This window comes from Pseudomonas sp. St290 (assembly GCF_018325805.1).
Classification (GTDB): Bacteria; Pseudomonadota; Gammaproteobacteria; order Pseudomonadales; family Pseudomonadaceae; genus Aquipseudomonas; species Aquipseudomonas bijieensis.
The window spans coordinates 3,575,090-3,589,642 of record NZ_AP014703.1 but is presented as its reverse complement, the minus strand read 5'-3'; the positions used below and the strand labels follow the sequence as shown (position 1 = coordinate 3,589,642).

The following is a 14,553-nucleotide window of genomic DNA, read 5'->3' as shown; positions in this document are numbered from 1 at the left end:
GGATTTGTGGATGATTGGTTATTTAGTGGATCCATTGATGCTGAATCGACGATTGCATCAAAACCGATAGGCCGCCGGCACCTGCGCTTCGATAAACCGCTGCATGTGCTCCAGAAAACTGGCTTGCAGCCTGGAAACCGGCTCCTGGATGGGCAGGAGCATGCTGAAGTCCATTTCTATCGCCGGTTCGAAGGCCCGGAAGACGATGCCCTGGCCCCGGTACTCGACGGCACTGATGGCATCCACCAGCGCCACGCCCAGACCTTGTTCGACGAACGCGCACATGGGCAAAGAGAGCTGGGTTTCCAGGCGCAGCTCACGGTCTACACCATGGGCGGCGAAGATGGCGTCGATGTGCTGGCGTGAGGCGATCGACTGCGGGTAGGAAATGAACGGTTCGCCCTGCAGATCCTCTGGACGGATGGTGGCCTGGTCCTGCAAGCGATGGCCGGCCGGTAGGGCGCAGAGCATACGCGTTGCCAGCAATTTTTCGGCGCGGGGGCTGGGGTAAGTGTTAGGCAGCACGATCAGGCCCAGGTCGCAGCGCTGGCCCACCACCAGGTCCACCACTTCCCGGGACGAATGCACCACCAGCGATATCTGTACTTGATCGTGTTCAGCCATGAACGCGGCAATCGCCCGGGGCACGAATGACAAGCCCATGGCCGGTGCGCAGGCAATGTGCAGGGAGCCGCGCTTGAGCGTGCGGATGTCCTGGGCGGTCCGCGCGATGCGTTCCACGCCTAACAACGAGCGCTGCACTTCCTGATACAGGGTCATGGCCTCGGCGGTGGGTTGCAGCCGCCCCTTGACCCGGTCGAACAGGCTGAAACCGATGTCCTCTTCCAGGCTGGCGATCAGCCGGGTCGCCGCGGGTTGCGAGATGTGCAGCATTTCGGCGGCGCGGGTCACGGTCTGGCCCAGGATCACGGCGCGAAAAGCTTCCAGTTGACGGAGGTTCATAGTGCGCTTCCAGTCCATAACAAAAAGACATGAGATTGCCAAAATAAAGCATTTTTCAAGAGATTGTCATCGCCCTAGGATCGTCCACAACCGCTTTAACCAGCCACAGGGCCGGCACTTTACTAAGTGTAAGGCACAAAAATCAGCGATAAGAGAGCCATGCAAAAAACTGATGTCATTGTCGTGGGGGGTGGCCTGGTGGGGATGTCCATCGCCTATGGGCTGGCCTTGCTCGGGCGCCGGGTGAGTGTGCTCGATGAAGGCGACGATGCCATTCGCGCGGCCCGAGGCAACTTTGGTCTGCTTTGGGTCCAGGGCAAGGGCTACCGCATGAGCCCATATGCGCAGTGGACGCGGGAATCGGTGGCGCTCTGGCCTCGGTTCGCCAAGGCGTTGCAAGCCGATACCGGCATCGACGTCCATTTGCGCCAACAGGGTGGGTTCCAGTTGTGCCTGAGCGATGGAGAAATGGCCGAGGAAAGCCGTCGGCTGGGTTGGCTGCGTGACGCCTTTGCCGGCGACTACCCCTTTGAATTGCTGGACGCTGCGCAACTACGCACCCGCTTGCCCGGTATTGGGCCAGACGTGGTGGGCGGCTGCTTTTCGCCCATGGACGGCCACGTCAACCCGCTCAAGCTGCTGCGCTCGCTCTACGCCGCCTGCCAGGCGCGCGGGGTCAAACTCATTAACGGCCATCACGTCGATGCTATCGACGCGGGTGCCACGGACTTCGAACTGCGGGCTGGAGACCAGCGCTGGTCTGCTCGCCAGGTGGTGCTGGCCGCCGGCCTCGGCAATCGGGCGTTGGGGGCCAGGGTGGGGCTGGACGTGCCGGTGCAGCCGAACCGGGGGCAGATCCTGGTCACCGAGCGGCTTGAGCCATTTCTACAGTACCCCACCACCTATGTCCGCCAGACCGATGAGGGCACGCTGCAACTGGGCGACTCCCACGAGTCAGCGGGCTTCGATGACGGCACCGGCAGCCAGGTCATGGCCGCTATTGCCCGGCGCGCGGTGCAGTGTTTTCCACGGTTGGGCCAGGTGCGCCTGGTGCGGGCCTGGGGGGCGCTGCGGGTGATGAGTGCCGATGGCTTTCCGATCTACGAAACGCCCCAGGGCTGCCCGGGGTTGTCGATTGTCAGCTGCCACAGCGGCGTGACGCTGGCCGCTGCCCATGCCTTGCGCCTGGCGCCGTGGATCGCCGGCGAATTCGATGACCCGGCGGTGAAGCCATTCGGGCTGCAACGTTTCAACCCGCAAGCAGAGGTGCGCCATGTCGGCTGACAGCCTGTTCCGGCCGCTGATCTTGGGAGATCACAGCGTGCAAATCGAATTCGAAGGCACGCCGCTCACGGTGCCCGCCGAGGTATCCCTGGCTGCGGCCCTGTTGGCCTGCGGCATTCGCCACACCCGCGAGAGCGCCATCAACGGTCGTGCCGGTGCGCCTTATTGCATGATGGGGGTGTGCTTCGAATGCCTGGTGGAGGTGGACGGACAAGCCAATACCCAGGCGTGCCTGGTGCCGGTACGTTGCGGCATGCGCGTGCGTCGCCAACGCGGAGCCGCTTGCCTGGCACCGTGGGAGGAGGGCGGCGATGAATAACGCAGTCATCGACCTGATCATCATCGGTGCTGGCCCGGCGGGAATGAGCGCTGCGCTCGAAGCCAGGGCTCATGGCCTGTCAGTGGTCGTGCTGGATGAACAGGCCAGCCCGGGCGGGCAGATTTATCGCCAGGTGCTCCAGGCTGACGTACGCAGCCGCGCCGTGTTGGGTGACGACTATGTTGCCGGGGCGAAATTGGCCGCCGACTTTTTGCAATGCGGTGCCCGCTATCTGCCTGGCGCGGCCATCTGGCAGGTGACGCCGCAGCGTCAGGTGCACTACTTGGTCGAGGGGCGCGCTGAAGTCTTGCAGGGGCGCCACCTGTTGATCGCCACCGGGGCCTTCGAGCGGCCGATGCCGATTCCCGGCTGGACCCTGCCGGGCGTCATGACCGCCGGAGCCGGGCAGATCTTGCTCAAAAGCGCGGCCATGGTGCCGGCCACGCCAGTGGTGCTGGCCGGCTGTGGTCCATTGCTCTACCTGCTGGCGGTGCAATACCTGCGCGCCGGGATCGCCCTTGAGGTCCTGGTGGACACCAGCCAGCGAAGCAATCTGCTACGGGCCTGGCGGGCAATTCCCGGTGCGCTGCGCGGTTGGCGCGACCTGCTCAAAGGGCTGAGGCTGCTGGCGGAGCTCAAGCGTGCCGGCGTTCGGCATTTTCGCAGCGCTTGCAACTTGCGGGTTGAAGGCACGGACCGGGCCTGCGCCTTGAGCTTCGACAGCCAAGGCCGCTCACAGCGCATTCACGCCGATTTGATCCTGCTGCATCAGGGGGTGGTGCCGAACACCCAGATCAGTTGGTCGTTGCGTCTGGAACATGACTGGAATGAACAACAATTGTGCTGGATTGTGCGCCGCAATCAATGGGGTGAAAGCAGCGTGCCGGGCATCTTCATCGCCGGTGACGGTGGCGCCATCGGCGGGGCCCGGGTGGCGCAACTGGAGGGGCGCCTGGCTGCGTTGGCAATCGCTGGCCAGTCCGCGCAAGCGTCTTCCCTGCAACGGGCGTTAGGCCGCGCCCGCGCCATACGGCCGCTACTCGACATCCTGTATCGCCCCGGCATGCAAAATCGCATTCCCGCCGACGACGTCACGGTGTGCCGCTGCGAAGAAGTCAGTGCTGGCGACATCCGCCGTCATGTCGACCAGGGTTGCCTGGGCCCCAACCAGACCAAGGCCTTCGGTCGTTGCGGCATGGGCCCGTGCCAGGGGCGCCAGTGCGGTCTGAGCGTCACTGAAATCATCGCCGAACACCGCCAAGTGTCGCCCGCCGAGGTGGGCTATTACCGCATCCGTTCACCCCTCAAACCTATCACGCTCGCCCAATTGGCCGGCGAGCGTCTCTCCGTCGAGGAACCCACATGAGTATTCAACGCATCGAAAGCAACCCACGCCTGAGCCGCAGCGTCGTGCACAACGGCGTGGCCTGGCTCAGCGGCGTCGTCGCCACCGACTGCAGCCAGAACATCCAGGGCCAGACCCGTCAGGTGCTGCAACGGGTCGATGAACTGCTCGCCGCGTCGGGCAGCGACAAGCACAGGCTGCTCAGCGTGCAGATCTGGATGAAAGACATGGGGCGGGATTTCGCCGCCATGAACGCGCAGTGGAGCGAGTGGGTCGATGCCACGCAGACGCCAGCGCGAGCCACGGCCCAAGTGGCCTTCGATGACCCGCAGATTTTGCTGGAGCTGATTGTCACGGCGGCGGTCTGAGGCCGTCGGCCGGATCACCGTTGTGCTGTCACCGGGCAGGCGACCGCCAGAGTCATCGCCCGGGCTTGTTCACATTGCTACTGCCATAACGGATGACTTCTATGGAGCGTCCGGAATCAATAACATCGCATCTGGAGCAACTGAATGAACGTTAAACGCATCGCCCTGAAACTGGGTCTCGTCTCGCTGCTGGCTTTCGGCGCGAACCTGCAAGCCGCCGAGTCATCGCTGCGCATCGGCATCGAGGCAGCTTACCCACCCTTCGCCTCGAAAACCCCGGACAACACCATCGTCGGCTTCGACTACGACATCGGCCAGGCGTTATGCGCCGAAATGAAGGTCCGTTGCATCTGGCAGGAACAGGAGTTCGACGGCTTGATTCCGGCGCTCAAGGTGAAAAAGGTCGACGCGGTGATTTCCTCCATGTCCATCACCCCCGAGCGGTTGAAGTCGGTGGACTTCAGCGACCGTTACTACCGGATCCCGGCGCGCCTGGTGTTTCGCAAGGGCAGCGGTATCAACGATATCCCGGCCCAGCTCAAAGGCAAGCGGATCGGGGTGCAGCGGGCGACCAACTTCGATCGTTATGTCACTGATCACTTTGCCCCGGCGGGCGCCGAGGTAGTGCGCTATGGTTCGCAGAACGAAATATTCCTCGACCTGCTGGGTGGGCGCCTGGACGCGACCATGGCCAGTTCGGTGGTGATCGACGAGAGCCTGCTCAAGCGTCCGGAGGGCAAGGACTTCGAATTTGTCGGGCCCAATTTCACCGAGGAACAATACTTCGGCACGGGCATCGGCATTGCGGTACGCAAGAACGATGCGTTGGCGAGCCGTTTCAATCAGGCGCTGGCGACCATTCGCGCCAACGGCACGTACGACAGGATTCGCCAGAAGTACTTTGATTTCGATATCTACGGCGAGTAAATCTCGGGGTGTTTTCGGCCCGCAGGCATTGGCTTGCGGGCTGTCTTACCGGCTTGTTGCGGCACAACACGGAGTGATCCATGAAAACCAAAGCGGTACTCACTGAACAGGACGTTGAGCAATTGCTGGTGACGGCCAAGAAACTGGCGCACCAGCGTCAATGGGCGGTGTCGATCTGCGTGGTGGACGACGGTGGTCATCCCCTCGGGCTGTCGCGCCTGGACGATGCCTCGCCGTTATCGGCCTATATCGCCACCGAAAAAGCGCGCACCGCCGCCATGGGCCGGCGCGACAGCAAGGTCTTCGAAGACATGATCAACGGTGGCCGCTACGCTTTCCTCAGCGCCCCGCACCTGCAAGGCATGCTCGAAGGCGGCGTGACCATCCGCCACGACGGCCAGTGCATCGGCGCTATCGGTGTATCCGGCGTCAAGGCCGAGCAGGATGCCGAACTGGCTCGTTTGGCGGTGGAGGCGGTGATTACTCCGGATGCCTGAGGCTTCGGTCGAGTCGCGAAGGCGGCCTGACAGCCGGCCTGGTTCTTGGTGGGACCGCGTTTCTCCTGTGGGAGCGAGCCTGCTCGCGATGGCGGTGGGTCAGTCAACAAATGTATTTACAGACCCGAACGCTTTCTCGAGCAAGCCCGTCTCCACCAAGGTTTGCACAAATCTTCCAGACACGCGCCTCATCAGCAGTTAATCTGCCAAGAGCACATTCACTGAACGGGACAGGGCATGACCGCGCGCAACTGGATCGATCTCAAGCAGGACGCCACGTCCGGCATCGAGACCGTGCGCGCGCATTTCGAGGGGCATGCCTACGATCCCCATTGGCATGACGCCTATCTGGTGGGCGTGACCGAACAGGGTGTGCAGCAGTTTCATTGCCGTCGCCAGCAGCACAACAGCACGCCGGGCAAAGTGTTCCTGCTTGAGCCCGGCGAGCTCCACGACGGCAATGCCCCTCACGCTCAAGGGTTTACCTACCGCACGTTGTACCTGGAGCCCCACTGGCTGGAGCGCGAGTTGCGCTCCTTGTTCGATGTGGCGCCGGACAATGCCCAGTTGGGGTTTGCTGCCACCCTGACTGACGATGCGCGGCTGGCGAATGCCACGGCCTTGGCCTTCCAGAGCTTGCATGAGCAGGAGATTCGCATCGTGCGCCAGACGGCCCTCGATACCCTGTTGGCCAACCTGACCCAACACCTGCAATGGCGCGCACGGATCAACCCCGACCCGCGCCTGCCATTGGTGGCGCAACAGGCCCGGGATTATCTGCATAGTCATTTGAGCGAAGACATCGGCCTGGATGACCTGGCGCGGGTCACCGGCGTGGATCGTTTCCGCCTGACCCGGGCGTTCAAGGCGGCTTTCGGCCTGGCGCCCCATGCCTATCTGATCCAGTTGCGCCTGGCCCGCGCCCGACGCCTGCTGGCCTGTGGCGAGAGCGCCGTGGCGGTGGCGGCCATGCTCGGTTTTGCCGACCAGAGCCACTTGGGCCGCTGGTTCCAGCGCGCCTACCGTTTGAGTCCGGCGGACTACCGCAAGCGCTGCTCAATTGTTCCAGACTGACCACGCCTTCGTGGGGATGATCAAGGCATCGATCATCCACCGAGACGTTGCTCCATGGACCAGTTACTGCCGTTTGCCTTGTTCGCCTTTGTCGCCTCCATCACCCCGGGCCCGACCAATATCCTGGTACTGAGCCACAGCTCGCGCTTCGGCCTGGCAACCACCGTGCCGATCATCCTCGGTGCCTGCGCCGCGGCGGCTTTGCTGGTGTTGCTGGTGGGCACGGGATTGGGCGATTTACTGGCGCGCCACGCTACGGTGCAGACCGCGCTTTCATGGGCGGGCATTGCCTGGTTGAGCTGGATGGCCTGGCAGATTTTCAGCGCACCGGCCCAGGCCATCGACCCGGATCGGCCGGTCGAAGGCCCGCGTCTGGGCCTGGCAGGGGCCGCCGGATTGCAGTTGGTGAACCCCAAGACCTGGATGATGGCGTTGGCCGTGGTCAGCGTTTTTGCCGGCGCCGAGGCCGACCGTACTGTGCGGGTACTCTGGCTGTCCCTGGCGTTTTTCGCCATTTCGATTCCATGCATGACCGTCTGGGCTTATCTGGGGCTTGGTGCGGCCCGGTTCTGTCGTTCCGCCGTAGCGATGGAGCGGTTCAACCGGGTCATGGCGGTGATGCTGCTGGTGTCGGCGTGGTTGACGTTGGTGATGTAGCTGCGACGTACCTTTATCACCCCGGGTACCGCAATCCCTTGCAACGGTTGGACGGTATCAAAACACAGTTGATTTGGAGAGCATCGGCCACGCCAGAACTCAAGGTGCGTTAGCGCTCGAACCAACAATCGACCCCAAGGAAGGAGGTCCAGCATGTCCACTCAAGATACCCACATCGATTTTATCCAGGCCAGGTTGCCCGTCTGGTTGAAGCGGGCCACACGGGCCCAGCAGAGACGTTTCAAAGTGCTCAGCCGGCAATTGCAGCGCGACAGTGATGCGCTCAATGCACTGCTCACCGACCTGCCGGGGCCCTATGCGTTCACCCTCGATCGGCTCAAGACCCAGCCGCAAGTACAGGATTGGAACCAGGTGATTGGCACCGGCACTGTGGCGGATGCGGTACGCCGGGCCAAGGTCAGGCGAAGTTCCTTCATCACCGACCCCTCGCTGTCGGTGATCGAGGCGGCCATGCGCAATTACCCTCCCGCCGACGCGGTTGTCGGCAGCGATTTCGATAACAAGGGCGAACTTTTCATCCAGGGCCAGCGAGGGGAGTTCTCTCTAGGGGACGCCTCGTCGGACACCGCGACACTGGCCACGACCCCGGCCAGTTTCGCCAGCCTCTGTCGCCGCATGGATGTGGGCGGAGCCTATCGACAGTTGCTCGAACACAAGATGCCTCGTATTGCCAATGAGGTGCACGCGATTGCAAAGGCCTACATGGCGTACGCACGCAGCCAGCTCGCCTATGACGCCTACGAAGCCAGGCTGGATGGGCGCCTGGATGAAACCGGTGAACGCTTGCTGGCCCACGTGGGCGTTCATCTTGAAGAGCGGCCCGTCGCTTCCCTTGCCTGCGAGGTCAAGGTGCTGGAGTTGCTCTCGGCGCCCTTGTTCGGTGTGCGGGTGTACTGGGGGCTGAAGGGCGACGTCCATGGCGTTCGCCCGATCGTCTTGCACATGCCCCATGACACCGTGGCGCCGCTCAAGCAGTTCCCAAGCCTGCAGGCGCTGTCGGCGGAGCTCACCGAACGGGTGCGCAAACGCCGCTATCGCCAGGGCCTGATGCATTACCTCCCGTTGCGTCTGCAGACCAGCCTGGGCACGGCGCTGCACGATCAAGTGGAGTGGACGGTGACGGACAACCTCAATCTCTTCCAGGAAATTTATGCGCGCATCACCGGTTGGCGCGAGGGTGAGCGGGGCGAGGATGGCAGCCACCGGCGCATCCGGATACCCACGCCCAAGGTGGCCTGGGGCCTGAAGGACCTGCGTGAGGACCATTGGCACGCCTGCTATCACGAGTGGCGCGGCCACGCCCTGGCCAACGCCTCGGCGCTGATGGTCCCGACGCGGGACCAGGACTGGCGCGCGCTGCTGGCTCGCATCGACTATTGGGAGAGTCTTATCGAGCGTTCGCTGATGGTCGCCGCGACCTTCTTCCCGTTTTGCGCGCCTATCGGCATGACCGCCGCGGCGGTCGGTGGCGTGCGCCTGGTGTACGAAATCTTCGAAGGCATCCAGGCATTCAATGAAGGCCACGCGCAAGAAGGGATCGAGCATATCTTCAACGTGCTGTTCGGGGTCGCTCAAGGCGCTTACCTGGGATTCGTCGGTGGGGCCATTGAACCCATGCCGGTGAGTGACGGCACTACGCGCCTGTGGAATGGCGACATCAGTGCCTTCGAAGCGCAACGCTTGCCCCCCGTGGAGGCCGAGCAGGACGCCTGGGGTGTCTGGCGCACGACAGACGAGGCGTGGGTGCGTATCGAGGACCGCTATTTCGAAGTGCAGGGCAGCAAGGACGCTTTGAACCTGCGCCTGCCGGCCGGGCACCGAGGTGTGAGGCCGCCGCTGGAGTGGAGCCGTGCCCGCGGCTGGCAGTGGGCCCATCGCAATCCGTTGCAGCGAGATAGCCTGGCGTTGTTGCGTGCCTTTGCCGAGACGCCCGCCGAGTTGAACGACAACGCGCTCCTGGCCTTGCAACGGCAGGTTGGCATCAGCGAGGCGCACCTGCGCTACCTGCAAGTCGAGGGCCAACCGATGCCGGCGATATTGGCCGACGCCTTGGATGAGGCACGTAACTGGCAAGGGCTGCGGCAGGCCATTGGACGCCTGCGCCGGGGCGAAGCGCCGGGGGGCACGCATTTTCGCATCGCTCAGACCCTCGTCAATCTACCGGGATGGCCCGAAGGCTTGACGTTGCGCTACCACGATGGCGTGAGGCTCTACCCGGTGGGTGACATCGCCGACACGCGCTTCTTGTTGTTGAGCAAAACGGACCTGGAGCACGACGCCTGGGCGGCCCGCATCCTGGGAAACTTGAGCATGGACGAGCAGAGTGTGCTGCTCGGGCAACGCAGTTTCGGCCTGCTCCCGTTGGAGCGCAGTCGCTTGTTGGCCGGACGCTGGGCCGGGTACCTGGAGCACAATGCCACGCGTGTGAGCGCGGCCATGGCTCGTCACATCGGGCGCGATCCCTTGGCCGTTGCGGTGACCCGGACTTTTCCGAGTCTGACCGAATCCATCGCCAACGAGCTGGTCCACGAGATTTCAGGTCATGATCGGTTGCGTTTGCTCGAAGGCAAGGTGAGCGAGAACTTGGGCAAACAGTGTGCCGAAGCCTTGCGCGAGCTGCGCCTGACTCGTGCCCTGCGTGCCCTGGAGCGCGGCGAAAGCACCGTGGATCGTGACCGCATCGTCATCGGCCTGCTGGGCAATGCGTCCCGGTTGCAAGGCCGCGTGCATCTGCGTCTTTGGCTGCGCGAGCTGCACGACCCGATAACGCTGGGGAAGGATGGCCCCTTGAAAACCATTCGCCAGGAAGGCGAAAAATATCGCCCCTTTGACGAAACCGGCGAAGAACTGGCAGGGGCCATGAGCCTGGAGGACGCGCTGCTGAGGGCATTGTCGGACGACGCGCGCCAGGCGCTGGGCCTGAATATCTGGGAGGCGGATAAGCTTCGGACCCAATTACTTGCACAGGCCCTGGATGATCGGCAAGGCCTGCGCCCCTATCTGTCGATGAGGCGCCAGGGCAGCGTCGGATCTCGGCCGCAATGGTTGAACGGGCACTTGGTGTATCCCCTCAGCGGTCGTGGCAGGCTACCGCTGCAAGTCTGGCGCGGCAGCCTGGAGCAGCGTCTCGAGCGGCTCTATCCCAGCCATGGAGGGCAAAGTCTCGCACAGCTACGGGCGAGCCTGACCGAACAGGCCGAGCGCCAAGGCATCAGCCTGGGCGAGTTGGTCGGCCAGTTGGAAAACGAATGGACCACGTTGGACGATGGACTGCGCCAGTGGGTGGACCATGAAGGTTTCCACCATCCCAACGAACAGCTGCACGACCGTGAGACCCTGGTTGGGCAACGCCATGCCATCGCCAGGGAACTGCGCCGTGCCTGGCAGCGTACACCTGATCCGGGACAGGAGGGCAGCGAACTGGCACTGCGCCTGAGGTCTTTCGACGTGGGCCGGTTGCCCCCCATCAGCGCGCGTTTCGAGCATATCCGCTCGTTGGTGCTGAGCCATATGGCCCTTAGCGAGGACCCGTCGGACTTCCTGAGGCTGTTCCCCAACATCGACACGTTGCACCTGACGGGCAATCAGCTCACCACGATCCCGGTGGCGGCAGGCGAGTTACGTTTTCTAGTGGAACTGTCAATGGACAGCAATCCGCTCCATCTGAACGAGAATGTCTTCACGCCGTTGACCGGAGTTGAACCCGCTAGCCGTATATGGACCCTGGGTCTGTCAGGGATCAGTAGCGGCCCGGAGACGGGAACCAGTGCGCAGGTGATCGCTGCCATTGACAGCCTGGCCGCGCTGCCGGAACTGCGGGAAGTGGTATGGGCCGATAACCTGCATTTCACGCCCGAGCAGTTGCAGGCGCTGACCCGGTTGCCGGATTTGCGAGCGCTGGAGCTGTCGCGCTGTGGCCTGCGCCTGGATGAGGAGGGCAGTGCGTTTCTGCGTACCGCGACGCGTTTGGAAGACCTGCGCCTGAGCGAAAACAGCTGCAGGGACCTGCCCGACTTGCCGGAGCTTACGAACCTGTCCGAGCTGGAACTGGCCAGGACCGGACTCGATCGGGTGCCCGCATTGGCATTGGCGGTGCTCTCCAGGCATTCGTCCGATGGATTCGTCCTCGATCTTCGAGGCAACCGCATCACCAATATCCAGGATGACTTGCTTCCCTTGCTCAACAGCTTGCCAGATCGGGACTCACCGGACATATGGCTTGATGACAATCCATTATCCAGTGTTCAGATCCAGGCCCTTCGCGCCATATTTCCCGAGTCTTTCCAGTACACCGTCGATGACTGGCTCTATATTTCACCGAACCTGCAGAGAGCGCTGGAAGTCGCCCGCGACGATCCCGGGATGCGGAATTTCATCGACTGGTTCTCCGCCGGCATCCGCAACACCGATGCCCAGACGCCTGTCGGGTTGTCTTTCGGTGATCGCCGGCGGGCGGCCGCCGTCTTGCAACACTACATCGGCTACCAGAACACTCACGACCCACTCCCGATGCTGGTGGGCGATTTCGACCAGCAATTACGGCAACTGCGCACGCGCCTGCAAGCGCGCATCCTGGACCGGCACACGCCAGACCTTGCTGAGTTGGAAATGCACTTTTCGTTGTTCGAATCGGTGATGCGCGCCCGTCTCGCTCGACAAGGCGTGCCTTATGCCAGTTTCATGGCCGAGCATTACGCCTATTGGAACCATACCCTGACGGAGCGCTACCCCGACCTGGTGCAGCGCCAGGCGTACCTGACCCGGGAGGCGTTCATCGACTGGCTCAGCGATGCCCAGGACACCTTCAACAGCAATGACCAAACCCCGCGAGTGGGAGAAATGACCTGGCGACCGTATCTGGGGTTGATGTCCCGGGAGTGGTCCGAAGGACTGGCTTTCTGGGAAAGGCTGGATGACGACCTGGTGGACGCCTTCAGCGCACCGGTGAGTCCGTCCCGTTGGCCGCAAGTGATGCTGGACAATCTGGTGCAGCCGGACGCCCAGCTACCCAGCCCGCTGGAATCCGTCACCCAAGGCGACCGGATCGTCTGGCGCCGCGTGGGGCTCGAGGCCGTGGCGGATGTGGATTGGGCAGCAGGCCGGCCGGTGATGCTCACCGAAGACCAACTGCGGCGGACCATGGCGATCTACCGCTCGGTCAAGAGCCGGGAGGTCGAGTCGCTGGTGCGCAGGATCACCACGAACCTGGTCAGCGCGTGGTGGGCACCGGGATCGCTATAAACCAGGCGCCGTGGCCTTGAAGATCAACGCCTTCAGGCCACACTCGGGGTCGATGTCCGGAAATTCCGGCGGATTGTCCAGGCGCGCCTCGAACACCAGCCCGGGCGCTTCGCGGATCACCCCATCGATAAGGAAATCCGGGCCGGTGGCCGGATCGTTGCTGCAAGCCAGGACCGTGCCGTCGGCGGCCAGCAGTTCCGGCAGGCGGCGCAGGACCCGCTGGTAGTCCTTGGTCAACAGGAAACTGCCTTTCTGGAAGGTTGGCGGGTCGATGATCACCAGGTCGTAGGGCCCGCTGTTGATCACCTTGCCCCAGGATTTGAACAGGTCGTGGCCGAGGAAACTCACCTGGCTCAAGTCATGGCCGTTCAAGCGATGGTTGTCGCGGCCACGACTCAAGGCCGCGCGGGACATGTCCAGGTTCACCACGTGCCGGGCGCCGCCGGCGATGGCCGCCACCGAAAAGCCGCAGGTGTAGGCGAACAGGTTCAACACGCGCTTGCCCTTGGCGTTTACCCGCACCCAGTCGCGGCCGTAGCGCATGTCGAGGAACAGGCCGTTGTTCTGCTTTTTGCCCAGGTCGATCCGGTAGCGCAGGCCACCTTCAGTCAGGGTCCATTCATCGATGGGCTGGCCCACCAGCCATTGGGTGAGGCTTTGTGGCAGGTAGCGGTGCTGCATCGCTAGCGTATGGGCCTTGCTGTGCTGCCAGGCCGGCGACGTGGCGAGCGCCAGCAGCATTGCGTTCAAATCGTCCAGATGCGTGGGGTCCGGTTCCTTGAACAGCGACACCAGCACTATCCCTTGCAACCAGTCGACAGTGACCTGTTCCAGGCCCGGCCAGCAGCGCCCGCGGCCATGGAACAGGCGACGGGTTTCTTCGGGCACCGATTCCAGGGCTGTCAGCAAGTGGTCGTGAAGGGTTTGAAGGGCTACGCAATTCATTCAGGCAACGCCAGGGATTCGAAAGGCCGGCATTTTAACCTGTGGCGAGGGAGCTTGCTCCCGTTCAGTTGCGCAGCAACTGCCTGTTTCAACCTCCACTGGTAGCCAGAATACTCGCCACCTGTTGCGGCTGACAATTGAGATAGGCCGAACGCTTGAGCCAGCCCGGGTCCGGGTACCAGGAAAACATGAATTGCCCGCCCTTGAGCTTGTCGATCACCTGGCGCGCCACCTGCGGGCGTACGGCAGGGCAGCCCTGGCTGCGCCCGATGCGCCCCTGGCGCGCGCTCCACAACGGGTTCACGTAGTCGGCGGCGTGGATCACGATCGCCCGATCACGGGCCAGGTCATTGAAGCCCGGTTCCAGGCCGTCCATGCGCAGCGAATAGCCGTGGGTGCCCTGGTAGCTTTCCTGGGTGCGAAACAGGCCCAGGCTGGATTGGTAACTGCCCAGGCGATTGGAAAACTGCGTGGCGAAGTTTTCCCCGGATTTCTGCCCATGGGCCACCAGGTCACGCAAGACCAGCTTCTTCTGGCGCAGGTCGAAGATCCACAGGCGACGGGCCGTGGAGGGCTGCGAGTAGTCGATGACCGCCAGGTGGCGGGCCTGGCTGGCGCCATTGGCGACCGCGCACTGCATGGCGCTCAAGGCACTTTTGAGTGCCAGGGGATTGAGTTCCGGCGCTGCCTGGGCGAGGCTGTGATAAAGCGTTTGCGGCTTTGCCTTTTTTTCCGCCAGCGCCGGGCTGCAAATGACGCCCAGGCCCAGCATGACCAGGCAAAGTCGGCGCAAAAAGCCCTGTACAGGCGAAGCATTTCCAGCGTGGTGTTCGTTCGCGGCATCCCGTCCGGTTTCGTTTGTCTGCATGATGGCGGGTCGTACCTGTCGCAAAATTCACCGTCAACGAGACG

General features: G+C 63.0%; 12 protein-coding genes. 9 read left to right on the top strand and 3 right to left on the bottom strand.

Annotated features, from left to right (window positions below; all coding sequences use genetic code 11):
- Window positions 1-57: 57 nt before the first annotated feature.
- The gene (locus tag PBDP_RS15675) at window positions 58-963 is read right to left on the bottom strand and encodes a LysR substrate-binding domain-containing protein (protein ID WP_212800899.1); all 906 of its coding nucleotides are present in this window, start codon (window positions 961-963) and stop codon (window positions 58-60) included.
- A gap of 159 nt (window positions 964-1,122) precedes the next feature.
- Here PBDP_RS15675 and PBDP_RS15670 point away from each other — a divergent pair, with 159 nt between their 5' ends.
- From PBDP_RS15670 to PBDP_RS15630, 9 genes are all read left to right on the top strand, one after another.
- On the top strand, window positions 1,123-2,247 hold the full coding sequence (locus tag PBDP_RS15670) for an NAD(P)/FAD-dependent oxidoreductase (protein WP_212800898.1): 1,125 nt from the start codon (window positions 1,123-1,125) through the stop codon (window positions 2,245-2,247).
- Window positions 2,237-2,566 (top strand): (2Fe-2S)-binding protein, encoded by a 330-nt coding sequence (locus tag PBDP_RS15665; protein WP_116832492.1) that lies wholly within the window; start codon window positions 2,237-2,239, stop codon window positions 2,564-2,566. The genes PBDP_RS15670 and PBDP_RS15665 overlap by 11 nt, the downstream gene beginning before the upstream one ends.
- On the top strand, window positions 2,559-3,932 hold the full coding sequence (locus tag PBDP_RS15660; protein ID WP_212800897.1) for an FAD/NAD(P)-dependent oxidoreductase: 1,374 nt from the start codon (window positions 2,559-2,561) through the stop codon (window positions 3,930-3,932). Before PBDP_RS15665 ends, PBDP_RS15660 begins: the two co-directional genes overlap by 8 nt.
- The gene (locus PBDP_RS15655) at window positions 3,929-4,279 is read left to right on the top strand and encodes a RidA family protein (protein WP_109754168.1); all 351 of its coding nucleotides are present in this window, start codon (window positions 3,929-3,931) and stop codon (window positions 4,277-4,279) included. The genes PBDP_RS15660 and PBDP_RS15655 overlap by 4 nt, the downstream gene beginning before the upstream one ends.
- A gap of 144 nt (window positions 4,280-4,423) precedes the next feature.
- Window positions 4,424-5,206, top strand: a complete 783-nt coding sequence (gene aotJ, locus PBDP_RS15650) for an L-arginine-binding protein AotJ (RefSeq protein WP_109754167.1) — start codon at window positions 4,424-4,426, stop codon at window positions 5,204-5,206.
- An 80-nt stretch (window positions 5,207-5,286) separates the two neighbouring features.
- Window positions 5,287-5,703, top strand: coding sequence for a GlcG/HbpS family heme-binding protein (locus tag PBDP_RS15645; RefSeq protein ID WP_109754166.1), 417 nt, complete (start codon window positions 5,287-5,289; stop codon window positions 5,701-5,703).
- A gap of 237 nt (window positions 5,704-5,940) precedes the next feature.
- Window positions 5,941-6,777: an AraC family transcriptional regulator gene (locus PBDP_RS15640; RefSeq protein WP_109754165.1), complete on the top strand. Its 837-nt coding sequence runs from the start codon at window positions 5,941-5,943 to the stop codon at window positions 6,775-6,777.
- Between the two features lie 54 nt (window positions 6,778-6,831).
- Window positions 6,832-7,434: a LysE family translocator gene (locus PBDP_RS15635; RefSeq protein ID WP_212800896.1), complete on the top strand. Its 603-nt coding sequence runs from the start codon at window positions 6,832-6,834 to the stop codon at window positions 7,432-7,434.
- Between the two features lie 153 nt (window positions 7,435-7,587).
- Entirely contained in the window at window positions 7,588-12,696 is a 5,109-nt protein-coding gene (locus tag PBDP_RS15630; protein WP_212800895.1) for a dermonecrotic toxin domain-containing protein, read from the top strand.
- Here the strand turns inward: PBDP_RS15630 and PBDP_RS15625 are convergent.
- Both PBDP_RS15625 and PBDP_RS15620 read right to left on the bottom strand, forming a co-directional pair.
- Complete coding sequence (locus PBDP_RS15625; protein WP_212800894.1) at window positions 12,691-13,641, bottom strand: class I SAM-dependent methyltransferase; 951 nt, start codon at window positions 13,639-13,641, stop codon at window positions 12,691-12,693. The genes PBDP_RS15630 and PBDP_RS15625 overlap by 6 nt on opposite strands.
- Window positions 13,642-13,729: 88 nt before the next feature.
- Entirely contained in the window at window positions 13,730-14,413 is a 684-nt protein-coding gene (locus PBDP_RS15620) for a murein L,D-transpeptidase catalytic domain family protein (RefSeq protein WP_116834227.1), read from the bottom strand.
- Between the last annotated feature and the right edge of the window lie 140 nt (window positions 14,414-14,553).

Coding starts and splice junctions, on each gene's coding strand:
- PBDP_RS15675 (WP_212800899.1), bottom strand. CDS start 963: ATGAACCTCCGTCAACTGGAAGCTTTTCGCGCCGTGATCCTGGGCCAG.
- PBDP_RS15670 (WP_212800898.1), top strand. CDS start 1,123: ATGCAAAAAACTGATGTCATTGTCGTGGGGGGTGGCCTGGTGGGGATG.
- PBDP_RS15665 (WP_116832492.1), top strand. CDS start 2,237: ATGTCGGCTGACAGCCTGTTCCGGCCGCTGATCTTGGGAGATCACAGC.
- PBDP_RS15660 (WP_212800897.1), top strand. CDS start 2,559: ATGAATAACGCAGTCATCGACCTGATCATCATCGGTGCTGGCCCGGCG.
- PBDP_RS15655 (WP_109754168.1), top strand. CDS start 3,929: ATGAGTATTCAACGCATCGAAAGCAACCCACGCCTGAGCCGCAGCGTC.
- aotJ (WP_109754167.1), top strand. CDS start 4,424: ATGAACGTTAAACGCATCGCCCTGAAACTGGGTCTCGTCTCGCTGCTG.
- PBDP_RS15645 (WP_109754166.1), top strand. CDS start 5,287: ATGAAAACCAAAGCGGTACTCACTGAACAGGACGTTGAGCAATTGCTG.
- PBDP_RS15640 (WP_109754165.1), top strand. CDS start 5,941: ATGACCGCGCGCAACTGGATCGATCTCAAGCAGGACGCCACGTCCGGC.
- PBDP_RS15635 (WP_212800896.1), top strand. CDS start 6,832: ATGGACCAGTTACTGCCGTTTGCCTTGTTCGCCTTTGTCGCCTCCATC.
- PBDP_RS15630 (WP_212800895.1), top strand. CDS start 7,588: ATGTCCACTCAAGATACCCACATCGATTTTATCCAGGCCAGGTTGCCC.
- PBDP_RS15625 (WP_212800894.1), bottom strand. CDS start 13,641: ATGAATTGCGTAGCCCTTCAAACCCTTCACGACCACTTGCTGACAGCC.
- PBDP_RS15620 (WP_116834227.1), bottom strand. CDS start 14,413: ATGCTGGGCCTGGGCGTCATTTGCAGCCCGGCGCTGGCGGAAAAAAAG.